This is a genomic window from Kitasatospora sp. NPDC057542, assembly GCF_042801945.1.
GTDB lineage: Bacteria > Actinomycetota > Actinomycetes > Streptomycetales > Streptomycetaceae > Kitasatospora.
The window spans coordinates 1-14,727 of record NZ_JBHVFE010000210.1; the positions used below are offsets into that span (position 1 = coordinate 1).

15 protein-coding genes and 1 pseudogene are annotated in these 14,727 nt (G+C 74.8%); 8 read left to right on the forward strand and 8 right to left on the reverse strand.

All coding sequences use genetic code 11. The features are described 5' to 3' along the window. Nucleotides 1-191: 191 nt before the first annotated feature. Together ACFU7Y_RS24580 and ACFU7Y_RS24585 are read right to left on the reverse strand one after the other, a co-directional pair. Nucleotides 192-1,310: a hypothetical protein gene (locus ACFU7Y_RS24580; RefSeq protein WP_380769664.1), complete on the reverse strand. Its 1,119-nt coding sequence runs from the start codon at nt 1,308-1,310 to the stop codon at nt 192-194. After that, entirely contained in the window at nt 1,307-2,182 is an 876-nt protein-coding gene (locus tag ACFU7Y_RS24585; RefSeq protein ID WP_380769665.1) for an RNA polymerase sigma factor, read from the reverse strand. Before ACFU7Y_RS24585 ends, ACFU7Y_RS24580 begins: the two co-directional genes overlap by 4 nt. A 431-nt stretch (nt 2,183-2,613) precedes the next feature. Between ACFU7Y_RS24585 and ACFU7Y_RS24590 the strand changes: the two genes are divergently transcribed. The 3 genes from ACFU7Y_RS24590 (at nt 2,614) to ACFU7Y_RS24600 (ending at nt 5,115) form a co-directional block, all read left to right on the forward strand. Then, entirely contained in the window at nt 2,614-3,390 is a 777-nt protein-coding gene (locus ACFU7Y_RS24590) for a VC0807 family protein (RefSeq protein ID WP_224283053.1), read from the forward strand. 146 nt (nt 3,391-3,536) lie between these two features. Continuing rightward, entirely contained in the window at nt 3,537-4,280 is a 744-nt protein-coding gene (locus ACFU7Y_RS24595; RefSeq protein WP_224283052.1) for a tyrosine-protein phosphatase, read from the forward strand. A 76-nt stretch (nt 4,281-4,356) separates the two neighbouring features. Beyond that, the gene (locus ACFU7Y_RS24600) at nt 4,357-5,115 is read left to right on the forward strand and encodes a Clp protease N-terminal domain-containing protein (RefSeq protein ID WP_224283051.1); all 759 of its coding nucleotides are present in this window, start codon (nt 4,357-4,359) and stop codon (nt 5,113-5,115) included. 54 nt (nt 5,116-5,169) lie between these two features. Here the strand turns inward: ACFU7Y_RS24600 and ACFU7Y_RS24605 are convergent, their stop codons facing one another. Continuing rightward, nucleotides 5,170-5,661 (reverse strand): NUDIX hydrolase, encoded by a 492-nt coding sequence (locus tag ACFU7Y_RS24605; protein WP_224283050.1) that lies wholly within the window; start codon nt 5,659-5,661, stop codon nt 5,170-5,172. 89 nt (nt 5,662-5,750) lie between these two features. On the opposite strand from ACFU7Y_RS24605, the pseudogene ACFU7Y_RS24610 reads away from it, so the two are divergent. Further along, nucleotides 5,751-5,939: pseudogene (locus ACFU7Y_RS24610) on the forward strand (STAS domain-containing protein); the annotation flags it as partial. A gap of 45 nt (nt 5,940-5,984) precedes the next feature. Here the strand turns inward: ACFU7Y_RS24610 and ACFU7Y_RS24615 are convergent. The 4 genes from ACFU7Y_RS24615 to ACFU7Y_RS24630 form a co-directional block, all read right to left on the reverse strand. Next, nucleotides 5,985-7,040, reverse strand: coding sequence for a sigma-70 family RNA polymerase sigma factor (locus tag ACFU7Y_RS24615; protein WP_224283049.1), 1,056 nt, complete (start codon nt 7,038-7,040; stop codon nt 5,985-5,987). Nucleotides 7,041-7,148: 108 nt separating this feature from the next. Then, nucleotides 7,149-8,405, reverse strand: a complete 1,257-nt coding sequence (locus ACFU7Y_RS24620) for a serine hydrolase (RefSeq protein WP_224283048.1) — start codon at nt 8,403-8,405, stop codon at nt 7,149-7,151. A 217-nt stretch (nt 8,406-8,622) separates the two neighbouring features. Further along, the gene (locus ACFU7Y_RS24625) at nt 8,623-8,898 is read right to left on the reverse strand and encodes a hypothetical protein (protein WP_224283047.1); all 276 of its coding nucleotides are present in this window, start codon (nt 8,896-8,898) and stop codon (nt 8,623-8,625) included. 176 nt (nt 8,899-9,074) lie between these two features. Continuing rightward, the gene (locus tag ACFU7Y_RS24630; protein WP_224283046.1) at nt 9,075-9,341 is read right to left on the reverse strand and encodes a UBP-type zinc finger domain-containing protein; all 267 of its coding nucleotides are present in this window, start codon (nt 9,339-9,341) and stop codon (nt 9,075-9,077) included. A 342-nt stretch (nt 9,342-9,683) separates the two neighbouring features. Here ACFU7Y_RS24630 and ACFU7Y_RS24635 point away from each other — a divergent pair, with 342 nt between their 5' ends. Continuing rightward, the gene (locus ACFU7Y_RS24635) at nt 9,684-12,293 is read left to right on the forward strand and encodes a lysylphosphatidylglycerol synthase domain-containing protein (protein ID WP_380769666.1); all 2,610 of its coding nucleotides are present in this window, start codon (nt 9,684-9,686) and stop codon (nt 12,291-12,293) included. Nucleotides 12,294-12,356: 63 nt separating this feature from the next. Here the strand turns inward: ACFU7Y_RS24635 and ACFU7Y_RS24640 are convergent, their stop codons facing one another. Continuing rightward, nucleotides 12,357-12,563 (reverse strand): hypothetical protein, encoded by a 207-nt coding sequence (locus ACFU7Y_RS24640; RefSeq protein WP_224278377.1) that lies wholly within the window; start codon nt 12,561-12,563, stop codon nt 12,357-12,359. A gap of 212 nt (nt 12,564-12,775) precedes the next feature. On the opposite strand from ACFU7Y_RS24640, the gene ACFU7Y_RS24645 reads away from it, so the two are divergent. The 3 genes from ACFU7Y_RS24645 to ACFU7Y_RS24655 all read left to right on the forward strand — a co-directional run bounded on the left by ACFU7Y_RS24645 (nt 12,776) and on the right by ACFU7Y_RS24655 (nt 14,666). Further along, nucleotides 12,776-13,261, forward strand: coding sequence for a carboxymuconolactone decarboxylase family protein (locus ACFU7Y_RS24645; RefSeq protein ID WP_380769667.1), 486 nt, complete (start codon nt 12,776-12,778; stop codon nt 13,259-13,261). Between the two features lie 188 nt (nt 13,262-13,449). Continuing rightward, nucleotides 13,450-14,097: a class I SAM-dependent methyltransferase gene (locus ACFU7Y_RS24650; protein WP_224278374.1), complete on the forward strand. Its 648-nt coding sequence runs from the start codon at nt 13,450-13,452 to the stop codon at nt 14,095-14,097. After that, entirely contained in the window at nt 14,094-14,666 is a 573-nt protein-coding gene (locus tag ACFU7Y_RS24655) for a TrmH family RNA methyltransferase (RefSeq protein ID WP_224278372.1), read from the forward strand. Before ACFU7Y_RS24650 ends, ACFU7Y_RS24655 begins: the two co-directional genes overlap by 4 nt. Nucleotides 14,667-14,727 lie beyond the last annotated feature (61 nt).

Below are 14,727 nucleotides of genomic sequence, written 5' to 3' on the forward strand. Positions count from 1 at the left end.
AGGTGGCCGGTGGGCACGGGGGAGCCGACCGGCCACCCGGGGTCTTCGGGTGGTACTGCTTCCCGTCGGTCCTGCCGGTCCTGTCGGTCCGGCCGGTCCTGCGGGGTCCTGCGGGGTCCTGCGGTGGTGCTGTTCCAGGTGGGCGACGAGCCCGGGGGGAGTCGCTCGCCCCCCACCCGGAGTTCTGAGGGCTACCTCCCGGCCGACTGCTCGTTCTCGGTCCGGTCGGTCTTGCTTGGGCGGACGTCCTGCGGGTCGGGGGCGGGCGGGACGAGCGGGACGGTCACGCCGGACTTGCCCGGCCTGCCGCCGGTGTCCTGGCCGTTGCCGCCGCTGTCCTGGCTGTTTCCACCACTGCCGGCGCTTCCGCCGCTGTTGGCGTTGCCACCGCTGTTGGCGTTGCCGCTCCCGTTGCCACTGCCGCCGGTCCGGCCGCCGCCGGTGTTCCCCTTGCCGGCTCCGGCGGTCGCGCCGGAGCCGGTGCGGCCGGGGTCGCGCGTCGGGGCGGTGCCGCCCTGGTGGTCGCCGTCCTCGTCACCGATCGCGGCCTTGCAGTAGTCCGCCACCCGGTCCGCGCCGCCGGCCGCCGAGACCAGCGGGCCGTACAGCGGCTCGCCGGCCAGCCGGCTCGGGCGCTCGCCCTTGGCCGTACCGGCGGTGAAGCCGGTGCAGAGGCCGACCAGGGCGGGCGGGACGGCCGGGTGGCCGCCGCGGCCCTCGGCGGAGGGGGTGCCGGGCGTCGCGGGGCCGGACGGGACGACCGCCTGCGGTCCGGCTGAGGCGGTTCCGGACGGACGGCCGGAGCCGGACGCCACGGCATCGGACGGGGCCACGCCTGCGGACGGGCCTGCGGCCGACGAGCCCGGCGCGGAGCCGGTGACCGCACCCTCGCCCGCGAGCCCGTGCTCCGGCGCGGACGGGCCACCACCCAGCGCGGACGGCAGGCTGCCGGTGCCGGCGGCGACGGCGACACCGCACAGCGCGGTGGCACCGAGCACGACGGCAGTGGCCTTCGTGCTGAAGGCCCTGGCCAGCGCGGCGGTTGCCATCGATCGTCTCCGGGCGGGGGTCACTGTCGGGTCGGGCGTGAGACCGGCCTCCCGGAACGCGGCCAGGGCGGCCTCCTCCCCGGCCAGTTCGCCGGCCGTCGCGGGGGCGGCGGCCGCGGCGAGCACCCGGGCGAGCTGCCCGGGACCGCCGTCCGGTCCGGTGAGCGAGGCGTCCTGCCCGGCCGACGGGCCGCCCACAGCACCACCGAGCAGCTGCTCAGCGGTGTCACGGTCGATCCGACGGGATCGGTTGGTGCTCATCTCATGTCCTTCAGCGTCGCGGCCCGGCGTTCTGTCACACCCTGCGGAGAACTTTTTTTCGCGGGTTTCCCCGCAAGCCGCCCGGCAGCCTCCCCCGCGCTCACTCCGGGGGCCGTTCCGGGGGCGCCCTCCGGGGCTTCAGGGCCCTGTCCGGCCCCCGCGCCCGCCGTCGCGCCGCCGCGCCGGGCGGCCGGGATGCCACCCCCGGACGCGAGCGGCTCGACCAGCTTGGCCAGCCGCCGCAGCCCCCGGTGAGCGGCCATCCGGACGCTGCCGGCCCGCTTGCCGAGCACCCGGGCGGCACTCTCCGCGTCCAGCTCCATGACCACCCGCAGCAGCACCGCCTCGGCCTGGTCGCGCGGCAGCCGGGAGATCAGGGCCAGGGCGTCGGCGGTGCCGACCGTGGCCAGCGCGGCGCGCGCGGTGTCGTCCCCTGCCGCCAGCTCGACCAGCTGCTCGAAGGGCAGGTCGGCGACCGGACGGCGGCGCCGGGCGCGCAGGTGGTCGAGGGCGCGGTGGCGGGCGATGGTGGCGGCCCAGCCGCGGAAGCCGTCCCCGTCGCCGGAGAAGCCGCGCAGGTCGCGGGCGATCTGCAGCCAGGCCTCGGAGGCGATGTCCTCGGCGTCCTGCGCGTCCTGCGGCCGGCCGCCGACCAGGACCCGCAGGTAGCGCAGCAGGCCCGGCTGGACAGTCCGGAAGAGCAGCCGGAACGCCTCCTCGTCCCCGTCCTGCGCGGCCCGGACCGCCTCGGTCAGGTCGGGAGGAGCGGGGGCCGGGCCCGGCGGCGGGCCGGTGGGTGGTACTGGTCCGGACCGGCCGACGGGGCCGTCGGTGCCCGCTCCGGGGCGCTCTGCACTCTGCACTCGCCACATGATGCGCCATTCGGGCGAACGCTTCGGCTCCGGCCGAAGGACCGGTCCGTCCGGGGCCACGGTCCCGAGGACTGCTGCCGTTCGCCCACGGCCCGCGAAGGCCCGTCCGGCCTATGTTGTCGGTAGGCGAAGCAGTCCGGACCGCCGGGACGCCCGGACGCCGGGTCTGCCGACGCGCCCGGCCCGCCACCGTGCGTCCGCTGCCTGGACACCCTGGGCCGCGAGCTGTGGACCCTCCCCGTCGAGGAGTGGGAACTTCCCCGTCGGGGAGTGAAAAGCAGCAGGTCGGGGGCGGTGTCACGACGCGCACCATGACAGCTGTCATGCGGATGACGCAACGGACGGCACTGCTCCGGCGGAGGGCCGGACGGAAAAACTGGAGGCACGACGCGGGCAGCGGCCCGCGGCCACCAGCCGGGGAGGAACCCACCGTGAGCCAGACCGTCAGCGCCACCGCCGTCACCGGCACCGTCGCCCTCACCAGCGCCGTCACCAGCGCCGTCGCCGCTCCCGCCCGGGACGCCGCCGCGGGCGCCACCCGTGCCAAGGCGCCCAACCCGCTGGTCTCCGGGCTCCGCCCGCTCGCCCTCGACGTGGCCGCCCCGCTGGCCGGCTACTACCTGCTGCACTCGGCCCTCGGCCTGAGCGAGTTCGCCGCGCTGGCCTGGAGCAGTGCCTTCCCGGCTGCCCGGACCGTCCTGGGCCTGCTGGGCGAGCGCAGGCTCAACCTGTGGGCCGCCCTGATGCTGACCGTGAACCTCGCGGGCCTGGCGCTGACCTTCGTCACCGGCGACGCCCGGCTGATGATCGCCAAGGACGGCGGGCTGAGCGGCACCGTGGCGCTGGCGATCCTGGTCTCCGCACTGATCGGCCGACCGGTGATGACCCCGATGCTGATGCCCTTCCTCACCAAGGGCCGGCAGGAGCGCTCCGCCGCCTGGCAGCGGCTGGTCGAGGGCCGGGCGGCCGGGTCGCGGGCCTTCCGCCGCCACGAGCGCCTGTTCTCGGGCATCTGGGGCACCGCGCTGCTGACCGAGTGCGCGGCCCGGGTGGTCGGCGCCTTCACCCTGCCGGTGTCGACCATGGCCTGGCTGTCCACCGCCCTCCTGATCGGCGCGATCGTGGCCGGTTCGATGCTCGGCCAGATCGCGGTCGAGCCGATGGAGCGGCTGGTCCGCGCCGAGACCGAGGCCCCGACCACCGTCTGACCACGCGATTCTTCCCTCCCGCCCCTCCCCTCCTCCCTGAACAACCGGTTCCGAGCACTCGAACAGCGAGGAACCATACGGATCTCCCGGGAGTCGTCATATAACGAGGGGGTAACGGGACCCCCGACGAGAAAACGGGGAGCCCCATGTACCGGACGACGCACGCGCCGAGCAGCACCGTGGACCGCACGCTCGTCTGGGACGGCTGCCTGAACGTCCGCGATCTGGGCGGACTGCCCACCGCCTCCGGCCGGCTCACCGCCCACCGCGCGATAGTCCGGGCGGACAACCTGGACCGCCTCACCGCCGAGGGTTGGGACGCCCTCCTCGACCACGGCGTCCGCACCGTGGTCGACCTGCGCAACGCCGAGGAGCACAAGCCGCTCCTCCCGCTCCCCGAGGACGTCGAGCTGATCCGCGTCCCGCTGGACGAGCTGGCCGGCCCCGCCTGGTGGGAGGCCCACGGACGGCTGGACGGCACCCCGCTCGCGCTTCGCCCGTACCTGGACCACTGCCCGCACGCCGCCGCCGCGCTGATCTCCGCGATCGCCGGCGCCCGTCCCGGCGGCGTGGTCGTGCACTGCGGCGCCGGCCGTGACCGCACCGGCCTGGCCGCCGTGCTGCTGCTCGCCCTGGCCGGGGTCGACCGGGGCGCGATCACCGAGGACTACCTGCTGAGCGGCCCCAACATCCGTCCGCTGTACGGGATGCTGGGCCTGCCGGACCCGTACCGCCGGATCGACGCGGTGCTCGCCGAGGCCGGGACCACCGCCGAGGCCGCCCTGGCGGCCGCGCTCGACGGGTTCGACCCGGCCGGCTACCTGCTCGCGGCGGGCGTCCCACCCGAGCGGATCGCCGCCGTCCGGGAGCGACTGCTGCCCGCCGCGTAGCGCGGGCCCCGACGCCGCCGTGATCATCGTCAACCGATGGTTGACGACCTCCGGGTCGACAACCTACGGTTGACGCATGGAGAATCCCGTTGTTCCCAACACCACTCCGCTGCGCCTCGACGACCTGATCGCCGCGATCAAGAAGGTCCACACCGACGCGCTCGACCAGCTCTCCGACGCGGTCATCGCCGCCGACCACCTCGGCGAGCTCGCCGACCACCTCATCGGCCACTTCGTCGACCAGGCCCGCCGCTCCGGCGCCTCCTGGACCGACATCGGCCGCAGCATGGGCGTCAGCAAGCAGGCCGCCCAGAAGCGCTTCGTCCCCAAGGACCCGGGCACCCCGAACGACCTCGACCCCAGCCAGGGCTTCAGCCGGTTCACGCCCCGGGCCCGCAGCGTCGTGGTGGCCTCGCAGGAGGAGGCCCGCAAGGCGGGCAACGCCGAGATCACCACGGCGCACCTGCTGCTCGGCCTGCTCGCCGAGCCCGAGGGCATCGGCGCGAAGGCGCTCGCCGCCCAGGGCGTCACCCCGCAGGCCGCCCGGGAGGCGGTCACCGCCGCCCTGCCGGCCGCCGTCGACACGCTGCCCGCACTGATCCCGTTCGACGCCGAGAGCAAGAAGGCGCTGGAACTGACCTTCCGGGAGGCGCTCAAGCTCGGACACAACTACGTCGGCACCGAGCACATCCTGCTCGCGCTGCTGGAGCTGGAGAACGGCCAGGGCGTGCTGGCCGGGCTGAAGGTGGACAAGTCCGAGACGGAGACCTTCGTCTCGGAGGCGATCGCCGCCATCATCGCCGCTCGGAACGAGGAGTCCGGGCCGCAGCAGTGAGGTCACGACGCCCTGCCCCGGACGGAACTCCCCGCCGGGGCAGGGCACTTCCGCTCAGAACCCGGAGACGTGGGTGGTGACGATCCGGACCCGGCCGTCCTTGGCCGCCTCCAGCGCCGCCCGCAGCCGGGCCGAGCGGGCCGGGCCGAGGAGCCCCATGGCGTCCTCGACCGGCGCCCAGCGGTGGGTGTCCAGCTCGCCGGCCGGGACGGTCACGGGGGTGCCGTCCGGGACGGTCCCGAAGTCGAACATGAAGTGCTGGGCGGGGTGGTCGAGTTCGTCCGAGGCGTGGGTCCAGGAGATGGCCAGCAGCTCGCCCGCCTCCCGGACGATGCCGGTCTCCTCCTCCAACTCCCGCACGGCGCACTCGACCGGGCCCTCGCCGAGATCGATCGTGCCGCCCGGGAACTGCCAGTGCTCGCGGTACCCGGCCTTCACGATCAGGATCCGTCCGGACTCGTCCCGCAGCAGGCAGCCCGCCGCCGCGTAGATCCGGGGCAGGGACGCCAGCCATTCCTCGCGGGACTTCAAGGGCTCAGCCGTCACGGGGCTCCTCCTGGGGCGGGGTGGGTGCGGTCGCCCCCACTCTGCCACCCGACCGATGAGCCGCGGCCGCCCCGGCAGTCCTATCCGGCATGGACATCGTGAAGACCACACCGGGCGGCCCCGTACTGACCTGCGACCTGGCCGCGCTCACCGCCCCCGACCTGGCCGTCGTCGACGCACTCGCCCGGCTGCGGCTGGCCGCCGCCCGGCACGGGGTGGCCGTGGTGCTGCTGAACACCGGCGGGCCACTGCGCCGACTGCTGGCGTTCAGCGGCCTCTCGGCGCTGCTGCCGGGCGCGTCGGACCCCGTGGACCTCGCGGAGCTACTCGGCGGCGGGACCCATGACGGGCTCGACGGCCTCGACGGGCTCGACGGGCTCGGCAGGCTCGGTGGGCTCGGTGGGCTCGGCCTCCAGCCGGGGCGGGAGGCCGAAGAGCGGGAAGAGCACGTCGGTGTCCAGGAAGCTGGTGAAACCGGTGATCCGGCTCCCTGACACCTCCAGCACGATCAACGCCCACGGCTCGTGCCCGCCCGCCGGGCTCGGCCGGTACTGGCCGAAGGCCCGGCCGCCGTTGGCCGCCACCGGCAGCAGCCGGGAACCGCGGCAGCCGTGCCCGGGGCCCAGCATCCACGCCCGGATCTCGTCCCGCCCGCGCAGCCACATCGCGAACGGCGGCATGTTGAGCGTGACGTCCTCGTGCAGCAGCGCGGCAAGGCCCTCCATGTCGTACGCCTCGAAGGCGCGGACGTAGCGCTCCAGCAGCGCGCGGTGGTCCTCGTCCAGCTCGGGGGCCGGCCGGGCGGCCGAGGCGTCCGTGGCGAGCACCGCCCGCGCCCGCTGGAGCGCGCTGTTGACCGAGGCCACCGTGACGCCGAGCAGTTCGGCCACCTCGGCGGCCTTCCAGCCGAGCACCTCACGCAGGATCAGCACCGCCCGCTGCCGGGGCGCGAGGCGCTGGAGCACGGCGACGAACGCCAGCTTCACCGACTCGCGCTGGGCGGCCACCTCGGCCGGGTCCCCCGTCTCGGGCAGCACCCGGCCGTCCGGTGCGGGACCGATCCACGTCACCTCGGGCAGTTGGGTGCCGTGCGCGGTAGCCACCGTGACCGGGCCGGCCAGGTCCATCGGCCGGGCCCGGCCGTTGCGGCCGTTCAGCGCGTCCAGGCAGACGTTGGTGGCTATGCGGTACAGCCAGGAGCGCAGCGCGGCCCGCCCCTCGAAGCCCTTGTGCCCGCGCCAGGCGCGGACCATGGTCTCCTGCACCGCGTCCTCGGCCTCGAAGACCGAGCCGAGCATGCGGTAGCAGTAGCCGGTCAGCTCGGTGCGGTACCGCTCCAGCTGGAGCTCGACCGGCTCCTCCGTGATCACGTCGGCCATGGTGCGCCCGCCCCCGTCGTCCTGCCGTGTGCCCTGGTGAACCGGACGAACGTAGCGCACGCGACTGACAATCGCCCTTCGGGAGCGGCCGGCCCGGTGTCGGCCGGCTCAGTGCTGTCCGTACACCTGGCCGGAGCCGAAGCCTGCGGTCACCAGCTTCCACAGGGTGGGGAACTCCTCGCCGGTGATGCCGGTCGGGTTGAGCCCGACGACCACGCTGCGGGAGAAGTCGCGGGTGGCGAAGACGCCGGTGGTGTAGCCGGGCCGGGAGCCGTTCTTGCCCCAGACCTCGGTGCCGTTCGGCAGGACGGCGCGCAGCAGGCCGGCGGTGCTGTAGCAGGCGTGCCCGGCGGTCGGGCCGATCTCGCAGTTCTTGTTGTGGTCGTTCGGCACGTCCGGGACGGCGAACACCTCGGCCTGCTGGGCGGGCGGCAGCAGCCGGCCGCGGTAGAGCGCGTCGAAGAAGCGCTCCAGGTCGGCGGCGGAGGAGATCATGCCGCCCTCGGCCCACGGGTACGGGCTCTGCTCGGTGACGTCCACCCGGGCGGTGCTGCCGTCGGCGTTCCGCACGTCCACGTAGCCGGCGGCGTGCGGGCCGCGGATGGTCAGGTCGTCGGCGGCCGGGACGTAGGTGGCGTGCAGGCCGAGCGGGCCGGTGATGCGCCGCCGCACCTGGTCCGCGTAGTCGTCGCCGGTGACCTTCTCGATCACCAGCGCGGCGACGAAGTAGTTGTTGCCGTTGTACTGCTGTGCGGTGCCGGGCGCGAAGTTCATCGGCTGGGTGAGCATGTCCGCCACCACCTGCCGGGGGCTGAAGTAGGTCGCCCTGTGCGCGGCGAACCACGCCGTGCTGCCGTCCCCCGAGGTCATCCCGCCGCCTCCGGGCAGGCCGCTGGTGTGGTTGAGCAACTGCCGTACGGTGACCGCCGGGTAGTCGGCCGGCAGCAGTCCGGGCAGATAGTGCTGGACGGTGCCGTCCAGGTCGACCCTGCCCTCGGCGGCGAGCTGGAGCAGCACCGTCGCGGTGAACACCTTGGTGACGCTGCCGATCCGGAACCGGGCGTTCGCCGGCACCTCCTCCCCCGAGGTGCCGCGCCACCGCGCACCCGGGCCGTCGACCCGGACCAGCGCTCCGGTGATGCCGGCGGGCAGGGAGCCGAGGGCCGCGGCGAGCGATTCCCGGTCCAGCGGGCCGGGTTGGGCCGTCGCGGGCGCGCGGGACGGACCGGAGACCGTGACGGTGGTGACGGCCGGGGAGGCTCCCGCGGCCAGGGCCGGGGTCGCGACGCCGACCGTGGCGGCGGCGAGCAGCGCGCCGGCTGCTGCGAGGGTGGACCAACGACCGGTGCGGGTACGGGTGTTCATGCGGATTCTCCCCAATGGCGGCTCGCCCGGCGGGTGTCGGACCGCCCTGGCGGCGACCCGCCCGGCCGGCGGTGGCTCTACGGGAGAGAGTCTTCGGGGCGGCGCCGGTCCGCGACATCCGGGAGCGCCCCCGAACCCTCCCCGAGAACACCCCCGACCGTGCGTCAGGGGCGGCGCGGCCGTGGTCCGGTCGCCCGCCCCTGCGGTGGGGTACGGCTCAGTGGGCGGAGTGCTTCTCCGCGCCGCGGTGCCGGTGCCCCTTGAGCTCGGCGTGCATCGCCGGGGTCGCGTGCATCGCCATGCCCGGCGCGTCCCTTCCGCCGTGCCGGAACGCCTCGCCGGCGCCGCGCCCGCCGGCGGCGTGGGACATCACGCCGGCGCTCGGCTCCGGCGCGAGCCGGATGGGCGGGCTCGCCATGCCCCGGCGTTCCAGCAGCTCCTGCGTGCCCTGGCGGAGCTTGGCGGTGCTGCCTGGCGTTGTTCGCTTGGTCATCGTCGGCCTCCCTTCGTCGGCCGCCGGCCGGACGGATGCCGGGCGGCGGGGCCGCATGGGCGTCATGTCCGGATTTTATCCGGGTTGCGGGCCCGTGCCACTGCGGAGAAGCCACCCGGCCACTGCGGAAGCCGTGCGCGAGTGCGGTGCGCGAGTGCGGTACGCGGGAGGCCGCCTCAGCCCATGACCTCGTGGACGAAGCACCAGCGCCAGTCCTCCCCCGGCTCGTAGGAGCGGATCACCGGGTGGGAGGTGTTGTGGAAGTGCGCGGTGGCGTGCCGCTGCGGCGAGAAGTCACAGCAGCCGATGTGACCGCAGTCCAGACAGATCCGCAGGTGCACCCAGTCCCGGCGGCCCTGCGCCAGGCAGTCGGCGCAGCCGTCGACGGGCGGCCGGGGCTCGATGTCCTGAGGGGCCAGAGCGAGGTCTTCGCAGGCGCTCATGACTGAAAGGCTATGCCGCCCCGGCGCGGAGCGCCTGCTCAGGGCCTTCGCCCTCCGGAGCGGCGTGAACGACCGACAGCCGACCCGGCGGGCCGTTGACACCCAGGGCCTCGTGGCCACGCCGAGTTCGCCGACCAACGGGCGGTCCACCGGCTCGCCCCCGTGCGTCGCCGCTCGGAGCCGAGGACGTCGCCGGCCTCGTCGCGTACACCGCCGGCCGCCCCGCCACGTCAACCTGCGCCACCTGGTCGCCCTGCCGACCCGGCAGGCGTAGGACCACGCCGTACCGGCACGGCGGATTCCCCGCTCCTGGCCCACGGGCGGCATGGGAGCATGCCACCCGTGGCGATCGTGACGGGGAGAACGAACGGCGAAACCGGCGGGGGCGACCCCGGCGGTTCGCCCGCGCGGCGGGAACGCGGCGCGGGGACGCAGGACAGCGGCAACACCAGCGACACCAGGAGACCGGCCGACGGCAGCGCCGGGACGGTCACCGCCCGGATACCCGGGCAAGCCGGCACCGGCCGGTTCCGGGCCCGCCCGCTGCCCGCCACCGACCGGGTCCGGCAGCCCGTCGCCCTGATCCGGCTGCTCGGCGGCCTGTTCGCCGTCGCCCTCACCCTGCTGCTCGCCGACTACGCCCGTGCCACCACCGGCGGCATCGCCGCCGACGTCGCCGAGGCGGCCTCGCTGGTGCCGCGCCCGCTGGCCGGCCTGGCCGGCGGGCTCACCACCGCCGCCGTCCTGCTGCTCCCGGTCGGCCTCGCCGTCCGTCGGCTGCTGGGCCCCGACCGGCGGCGCGCCCTCCAGCAGGTCTCCGACGGGCTGCTCGCCGCCGTCCTCGCGTACGGCGCCACACTCGGCCTGGACCTGTGGGCCGACAGCCTCGCCCCGGTCTCGCTGCTCACCGCGCTCACCCAGCCCCTGCCCGGCGGGCTCGGGCACACCGAGCCCGTCTACGGCTACCTCGCACCGGTCCTCGCCTTCATGACCGCCTCCGGCAGCCGGGAACGCCGCCTGCCCTGGACCGTCCTCGCCCTCTCCGGCCTCGCCGGACTGACCGGCGGGTACGCCACCCCCACCGCGCTCCTGCTCGGGCTGCTGATCGGCTGGACCGGCGCCCACGGCACCCTGTACGCGGTCGGCACCCCCGACCCCTGCCCCCGGCCCGGTGAGGTCCTGCGCGCCCTGCGCGACAGCGGCCTGCGGCCGGTCGAGGCCCAGCAGGCCGGCCCCGACCGCTACCGGGTCCGGCAGGCCGACCACCGCCCCGACCTCGACGTCCAGCTCCTCGACCGGCAGGCCGTCACCGCCGCCGCCGTCCAGCGCGCCTGGCGCCGGCTGCGCCTGCACACCGCCCCCGACCCGCGCGTCCTGCGCTCCCCGCGCACCGGGCTGGAGCACGAGGCACTCGTCACGTACGCGGCCCTCGCGGCCGGCGTCCGCACCCGCCGCATCGCCGCCACCGCCGGCCTCGGCCAGGACACCGCCCTCATCGCGTACGAGCGGCTGGCCGGACGCACCCTGGACGAACTCGCCGACGAGGAGATCACCGACGAACTGCTCACCGACACCTGGCGACAGCTCGCCCTGCTCCAGCGCCGCGAGATCGCCCACCGCGCCCTCGTCCCCTCCTCCCTGCTGGTCGACGACTCGGGCGCGGTGCACCTGGTCGACTTCGCCGACGGCGACATCGCCGCCACCGAACTCGTCCTGCACTGCGACCTCGCCCAGCTCCTCACCACCCTCGCCCTGCGCGCCGGCGCCGCCCGCTCCGTCCGCACCGCCATCGCCGTCCTCGGGCCCGACCCGGTCGGCGCCGCCCTCCCGCTGCTCCAGCCCATCGCCCTCACCCACACCACCCGGCGCGCCCTCAAGCAGCACGCGAAGAACACCGCCACCCGGGCCGCCGGGCCGGACCCCCACCACGATGCCCCCACGCCCAGCGGCCTGCTCGACGAGATCCGCGCGGAGGTCCTGCGCACCCGCCCGCAGGTGGTGGGCCGGCCGGTGCGGCTGGAACGGGTGCGGCCGCGGACCCTGCTGGTCGTCGTGGGCGGGGTGGTGGCCGGCTGGCTGCTGATCCCGCAGCTGTTCGCGGCCGAGGACAACCCGGTCTCCGCCCTGGCGGACGCCGATCCCTGGTGGCTGCTGCTGGCGCTGGCCGCGGCGGCGACGAGCCACGTCGCGGCGGCGATGGGCTTCGTCGGTTTCGTGCCGGAGCGGCTGAACTTCCGCAACGCGGTGCTGGCGCAGGTGGCCGGATCGTTCGTGAAGCTGGTGTCGCCCGGCGGCGTCGGCGGTGTCGCGCTGAACACCCGCCTGCTGCAACGGGCGGGCATCCCCACCGCCCAGGCGCTGTCCAGCGTCGGCGTGGGGACGCTGATCGGCTTGGTGCTGCACCTGCTGCAGCTGGGGGCCTTCGTCTACCTGCTGGGCTTCGAGCCGGGCGGCTCCGAGCTGGACGCGCTGGCCGCCGTGGTCGGCGGGCTGGCCGGGGCAGCGGCGCTGCTGGCGGCGGTGTCCGCGATCCCGGTGGCCCGGCGGTGGCTGGCGACGCGGCTGCGGCCGCTGACGGCCGAGGTCCTGCCGCGGCTGCTGGACCTGCTGCGCAGCCCGACCCGGCTGGCGGTGGGGGTGACCGGGCAGCTGCTGGTCTCGATCTGCCTGATCGCCTGCCTGTACTGCTGCGCCCGGGCGATCGGCCGGGAGCCGTCCTTCGCCTCGGTGGCGGTGGTGTTCCTGGTGGGCAACGCGGTGGGCAGCGCGGCACCGACTCCGGGCGGGGCCGGGGCGGTGGACGGGATGCTGATCACCCTGCTCCAGCAGACCGCGTCGATGGAGCAGGGCGCGCTGGCCGCGGTGGCGCTGTACCGCCTGCTGACGCTGATCCTGCCGGTGCTCCCGGGCTGGGCGGCCTTCGTCTGGCTGCAGCGCCGCCGGGCCCTCTAGCCGGGCCGGCCCCGCGGCCGGGCCCGGTCACCGGGGCCCGAGGCCCGGCCCGGCGCCCGTCGGCTACTCCCGGTACTCCTCCTCCACGTCGCCGTGCCGGACCGCCCGGGTCTGTTCCACGACGTCCGCGACGTTGGTCGCCGGGTCCGCACCGAGGGACCGGCGTTCGGCCACCTCGTCGTACGTGTCGCCCTCGGGTGCCTTCTCGTCGGGCTCGACGGTCTCGGCGGTCTCCTCGATCAGGTATTCCTCGTGCTGTTCCTGCGGCATGGCATCCGTCCTCACTGTTCGGAGGCCTTCACGGGCCCGGCTGGCGGTACTGGCAGTATCCGCCGCCCGGCACCCGGACGCGAGGTGCCGATCCCGCCCCGGCGTGTTGCCGGGACCTGCGCAACGCCTGGCCGGCCGGGCTCGATTGACCCACGAAACAGCACCCTGAATGGCCCAGAGGCCGGGTGCATTCCGCGCCTAGGGTCATCACCATGACGACGAACGAGATCACCCGGACCACCGCAGCCACCGCGACCCCCGCCCGTCTCGACTACGCCCGCACCGCCCCCAAGGTGTTCCGCGCGATGATCGCCCTGGACGCCGCCGCCCGCGAGGGCCTGGACCCGGCCCTGGTCGAGCTCGTCCAGATGCGCACCTCCCAGCTGAACGGCTGCGCGTACTGCCTGGACATGCACGCCAAGGACGCCCGCAAGGCCGGCGAGACCGACGAGCGGATCTACCTGCTGCCGGTCTGGCCGGAGGCCCCGGCCGGGGTGTACACCGAGCGCGAGCGGGCCGCCCTGGCGCTCGCCGAGGAGATCACCCGGATCGGCGGCGGCGTCCCGGACGCGGTGTACGCCCGGGCCGCCGCGCACTTCGCCGAGGCCGAGCTGGCGCAGCTGATCTCGGTCTGCTTCACCATCAACGCCTGGAACCGCATCAACGTGGCCACCCGCAAGACCCCCGGCACCGCCTGACCGCACCGCCGTACGGGAGCGGCGACAGAGCGGTGGCGGGAGCGGCGGTGTGGGCGGCGGCGGGAGCGCCGTCACGGGACGGCGGCCGGAACGCCGTCCGGGCCACCAGGGGTACGATCGGTGCCGTACAAAGGGCTAACCCACACCCACCCGGTGGCCCCGAGGCCCATACGAACGACGGGGAAATCATGTCCGGCTCGCACTACTTCACCGGTGCACCCGAGGTCGCCAGCGACCGCCGGCCGATCACGGTCTCCCTGCCGGACCTCACCCTGGAACTGACCACCGACACCGGGGTGTTCTCCCGCAACCGGCTCGACCCGTGCACCCGGATCCTGCTGGAGCACGCCCCGCAGCCGCGGGTGCGCGGCCCGATCCTGGACATCGGCTGCGGCTACGGTCCGATCGCGCTGACCTGGGCGAGCCGCCGCAAGCGCCTCCCGGTCTGGGCGGTGGACGTCAACGAGCGAGCCCTGGAACTGGTCCGGCTGAACGCCGAGGCGCTGGGGCTGGGCAACGTCCAGGCCGCCCTGCCCGACGACGTCCCCGAGGACGTCCGCTTCGCCACCATCTACTCCAACCCGCCGATCCGGATCGGCAAGGCCGCGCTGCGCCGCCTGCTCACGCACTGGCTCGGCCGGCTGACCCCGGACGGCTCGGCGTTCCTGGTGGTGCAGAAGCACCTGGGCTCGGACTCGCTCCAGAAGTGGCTGAACGAGCAGGGCTACCCGACCACCCGGGTCACGTCGGTCAACGGGGTGCGGATCCTGGAAGCGCGGCCCCGCCCCGAGGTGGGCGAGGGCTCCGAAGAGAGTGGACGAGGTACGACGACGTGAAGCAGCTGCGCGGGACCGAACTGAAGCGTCTGCACCGCTCGTGGCGGCGCAGCAACGAGTTCCGGCTCGCGATGATCCTGGAGAACCTCCAGTCGCCGTTCAACGTCGGCTCGGTGGTCCGCACCGGCGCGGCGATGGGCGCCGAGAAGCTGTACCTGACCGGGGACACCCCGTCGGTGCGCTCGGCCGGAGCCCAGAAGGCCGCGATGGGCACCGACAAGTACCTGAAGGTCGAGCACTTCCCGACCGTCGCCGAGGCGGTCGCGGCGGCCAAGGCGGACGGTTTCAAGGTCGTCGGCCTGGAACTGGCGGACGAGGCGGTGCCGATGTTCGCCGCCGAGCTGACCCCGGCGGTGGCCTTCGTGCTCGGGCACGAGGACCGCGGGATCACGCCCGAGGCGCTGGCGCTGTGCGACCAGGTGGTGTTCGTGCCGCAGCTGGGCCGGGTCGGCTCGCTGAACGTCTCGGCGGCCGCGACGGTGGCCTGCTACGAGGCACGCCGGCAGGGCTACGCGATCAGCGGCACCCCGGACGGCGACCTCGCGGCCGACCTCGGCGACGACGAGTAGGCCGGTAAACGAGCAGGCGAGTAGACGAGTAGCGCCCCGCAGCGCCTGTCTCTTATACACA

Bases quoted from the DNA above. Each gene is read 5' to 3' on its own strand.
- ACFU7Y_RS24580 (WP_380769664.1), bottom strand. From the start codon at position 1,310: ATGAGCACCAACCGATCCCGTCGGATCGACCGTGACACCGCTGAGCAG.
- ACFU7Y_RS24585 (WP_380769665.1), bottom strand. From the start codon at position 2,182: ATGTGGCGAGTGCAGAGTGCAGAGCGCCCCGGAGCGGGCACCGACGGC.
- ACFU7Y_RS24595 (WP_224283052.1), top strand. From the start codon at position 3,537: ATGTACCGGACGACGCACGCGCCGAGCAGCACCGTGGACCGCACGCTC.
- ACFU7Y_RS24600 (WP_224283051.1), top strand. From the start codon at position 4,357: ATGGAGAATCCCGTTGTTCCCAACACCACTCCGCTGCGCCTCGACGAC.
- ACFU7Y_RS24615 (WP_224283049.1), bottom strand. From the start codon at position 7,040: ATGGCCGACGTGATCACGGAGGAGCCGGTCGAGCTCCAGCTGGAGCGG.
- ACFU7Y_RS24620 (WP_224283048.1), bottom strand. From the start codon at position 8,405: ATGAACACCCGTACCCGCACCGGTCGTTGGTCCACCCTCGCAGCAGCC.
- ACFU7Y_RS24625 (WP_224283047.1), bottom strand. From the start codon at position 8,898: ATGACCAAGCGAACAACGCCAGGCAGCACCGCCAAGCTCCGCCAGGGC.
- ACFU7Y_RS24630 (WP_224283046.1), bottom strand. From the start codon at position 9,341: ATGAGCGCCTGCGAAGACCTCGCTCTGGCCCCTCAGGACATCGAGCCC.
- ACFU7Y_RS24640 (WP_224278377.1), bottom strand. From the start codon at position 12,563: ATGCCGCAGGAACAGCACGAGGAATACCTGATCGAGGAGACCGCCGAG.
- ACFU7Y_RS24645 (WP_380769667.1), top strand. From the start codon at position 12,776: ATGACGACGAACGAGATCACCCGGACCACCGCAGCCACCGCGACCCCC.
- ACFU7Y_RS24650 (WP_224278374.1), top strand. From the start codon at position 13,450: ATGTCCGGCTCGCACTACTTCACCGGTGCACCCGAGGTCGCCAGCGAC.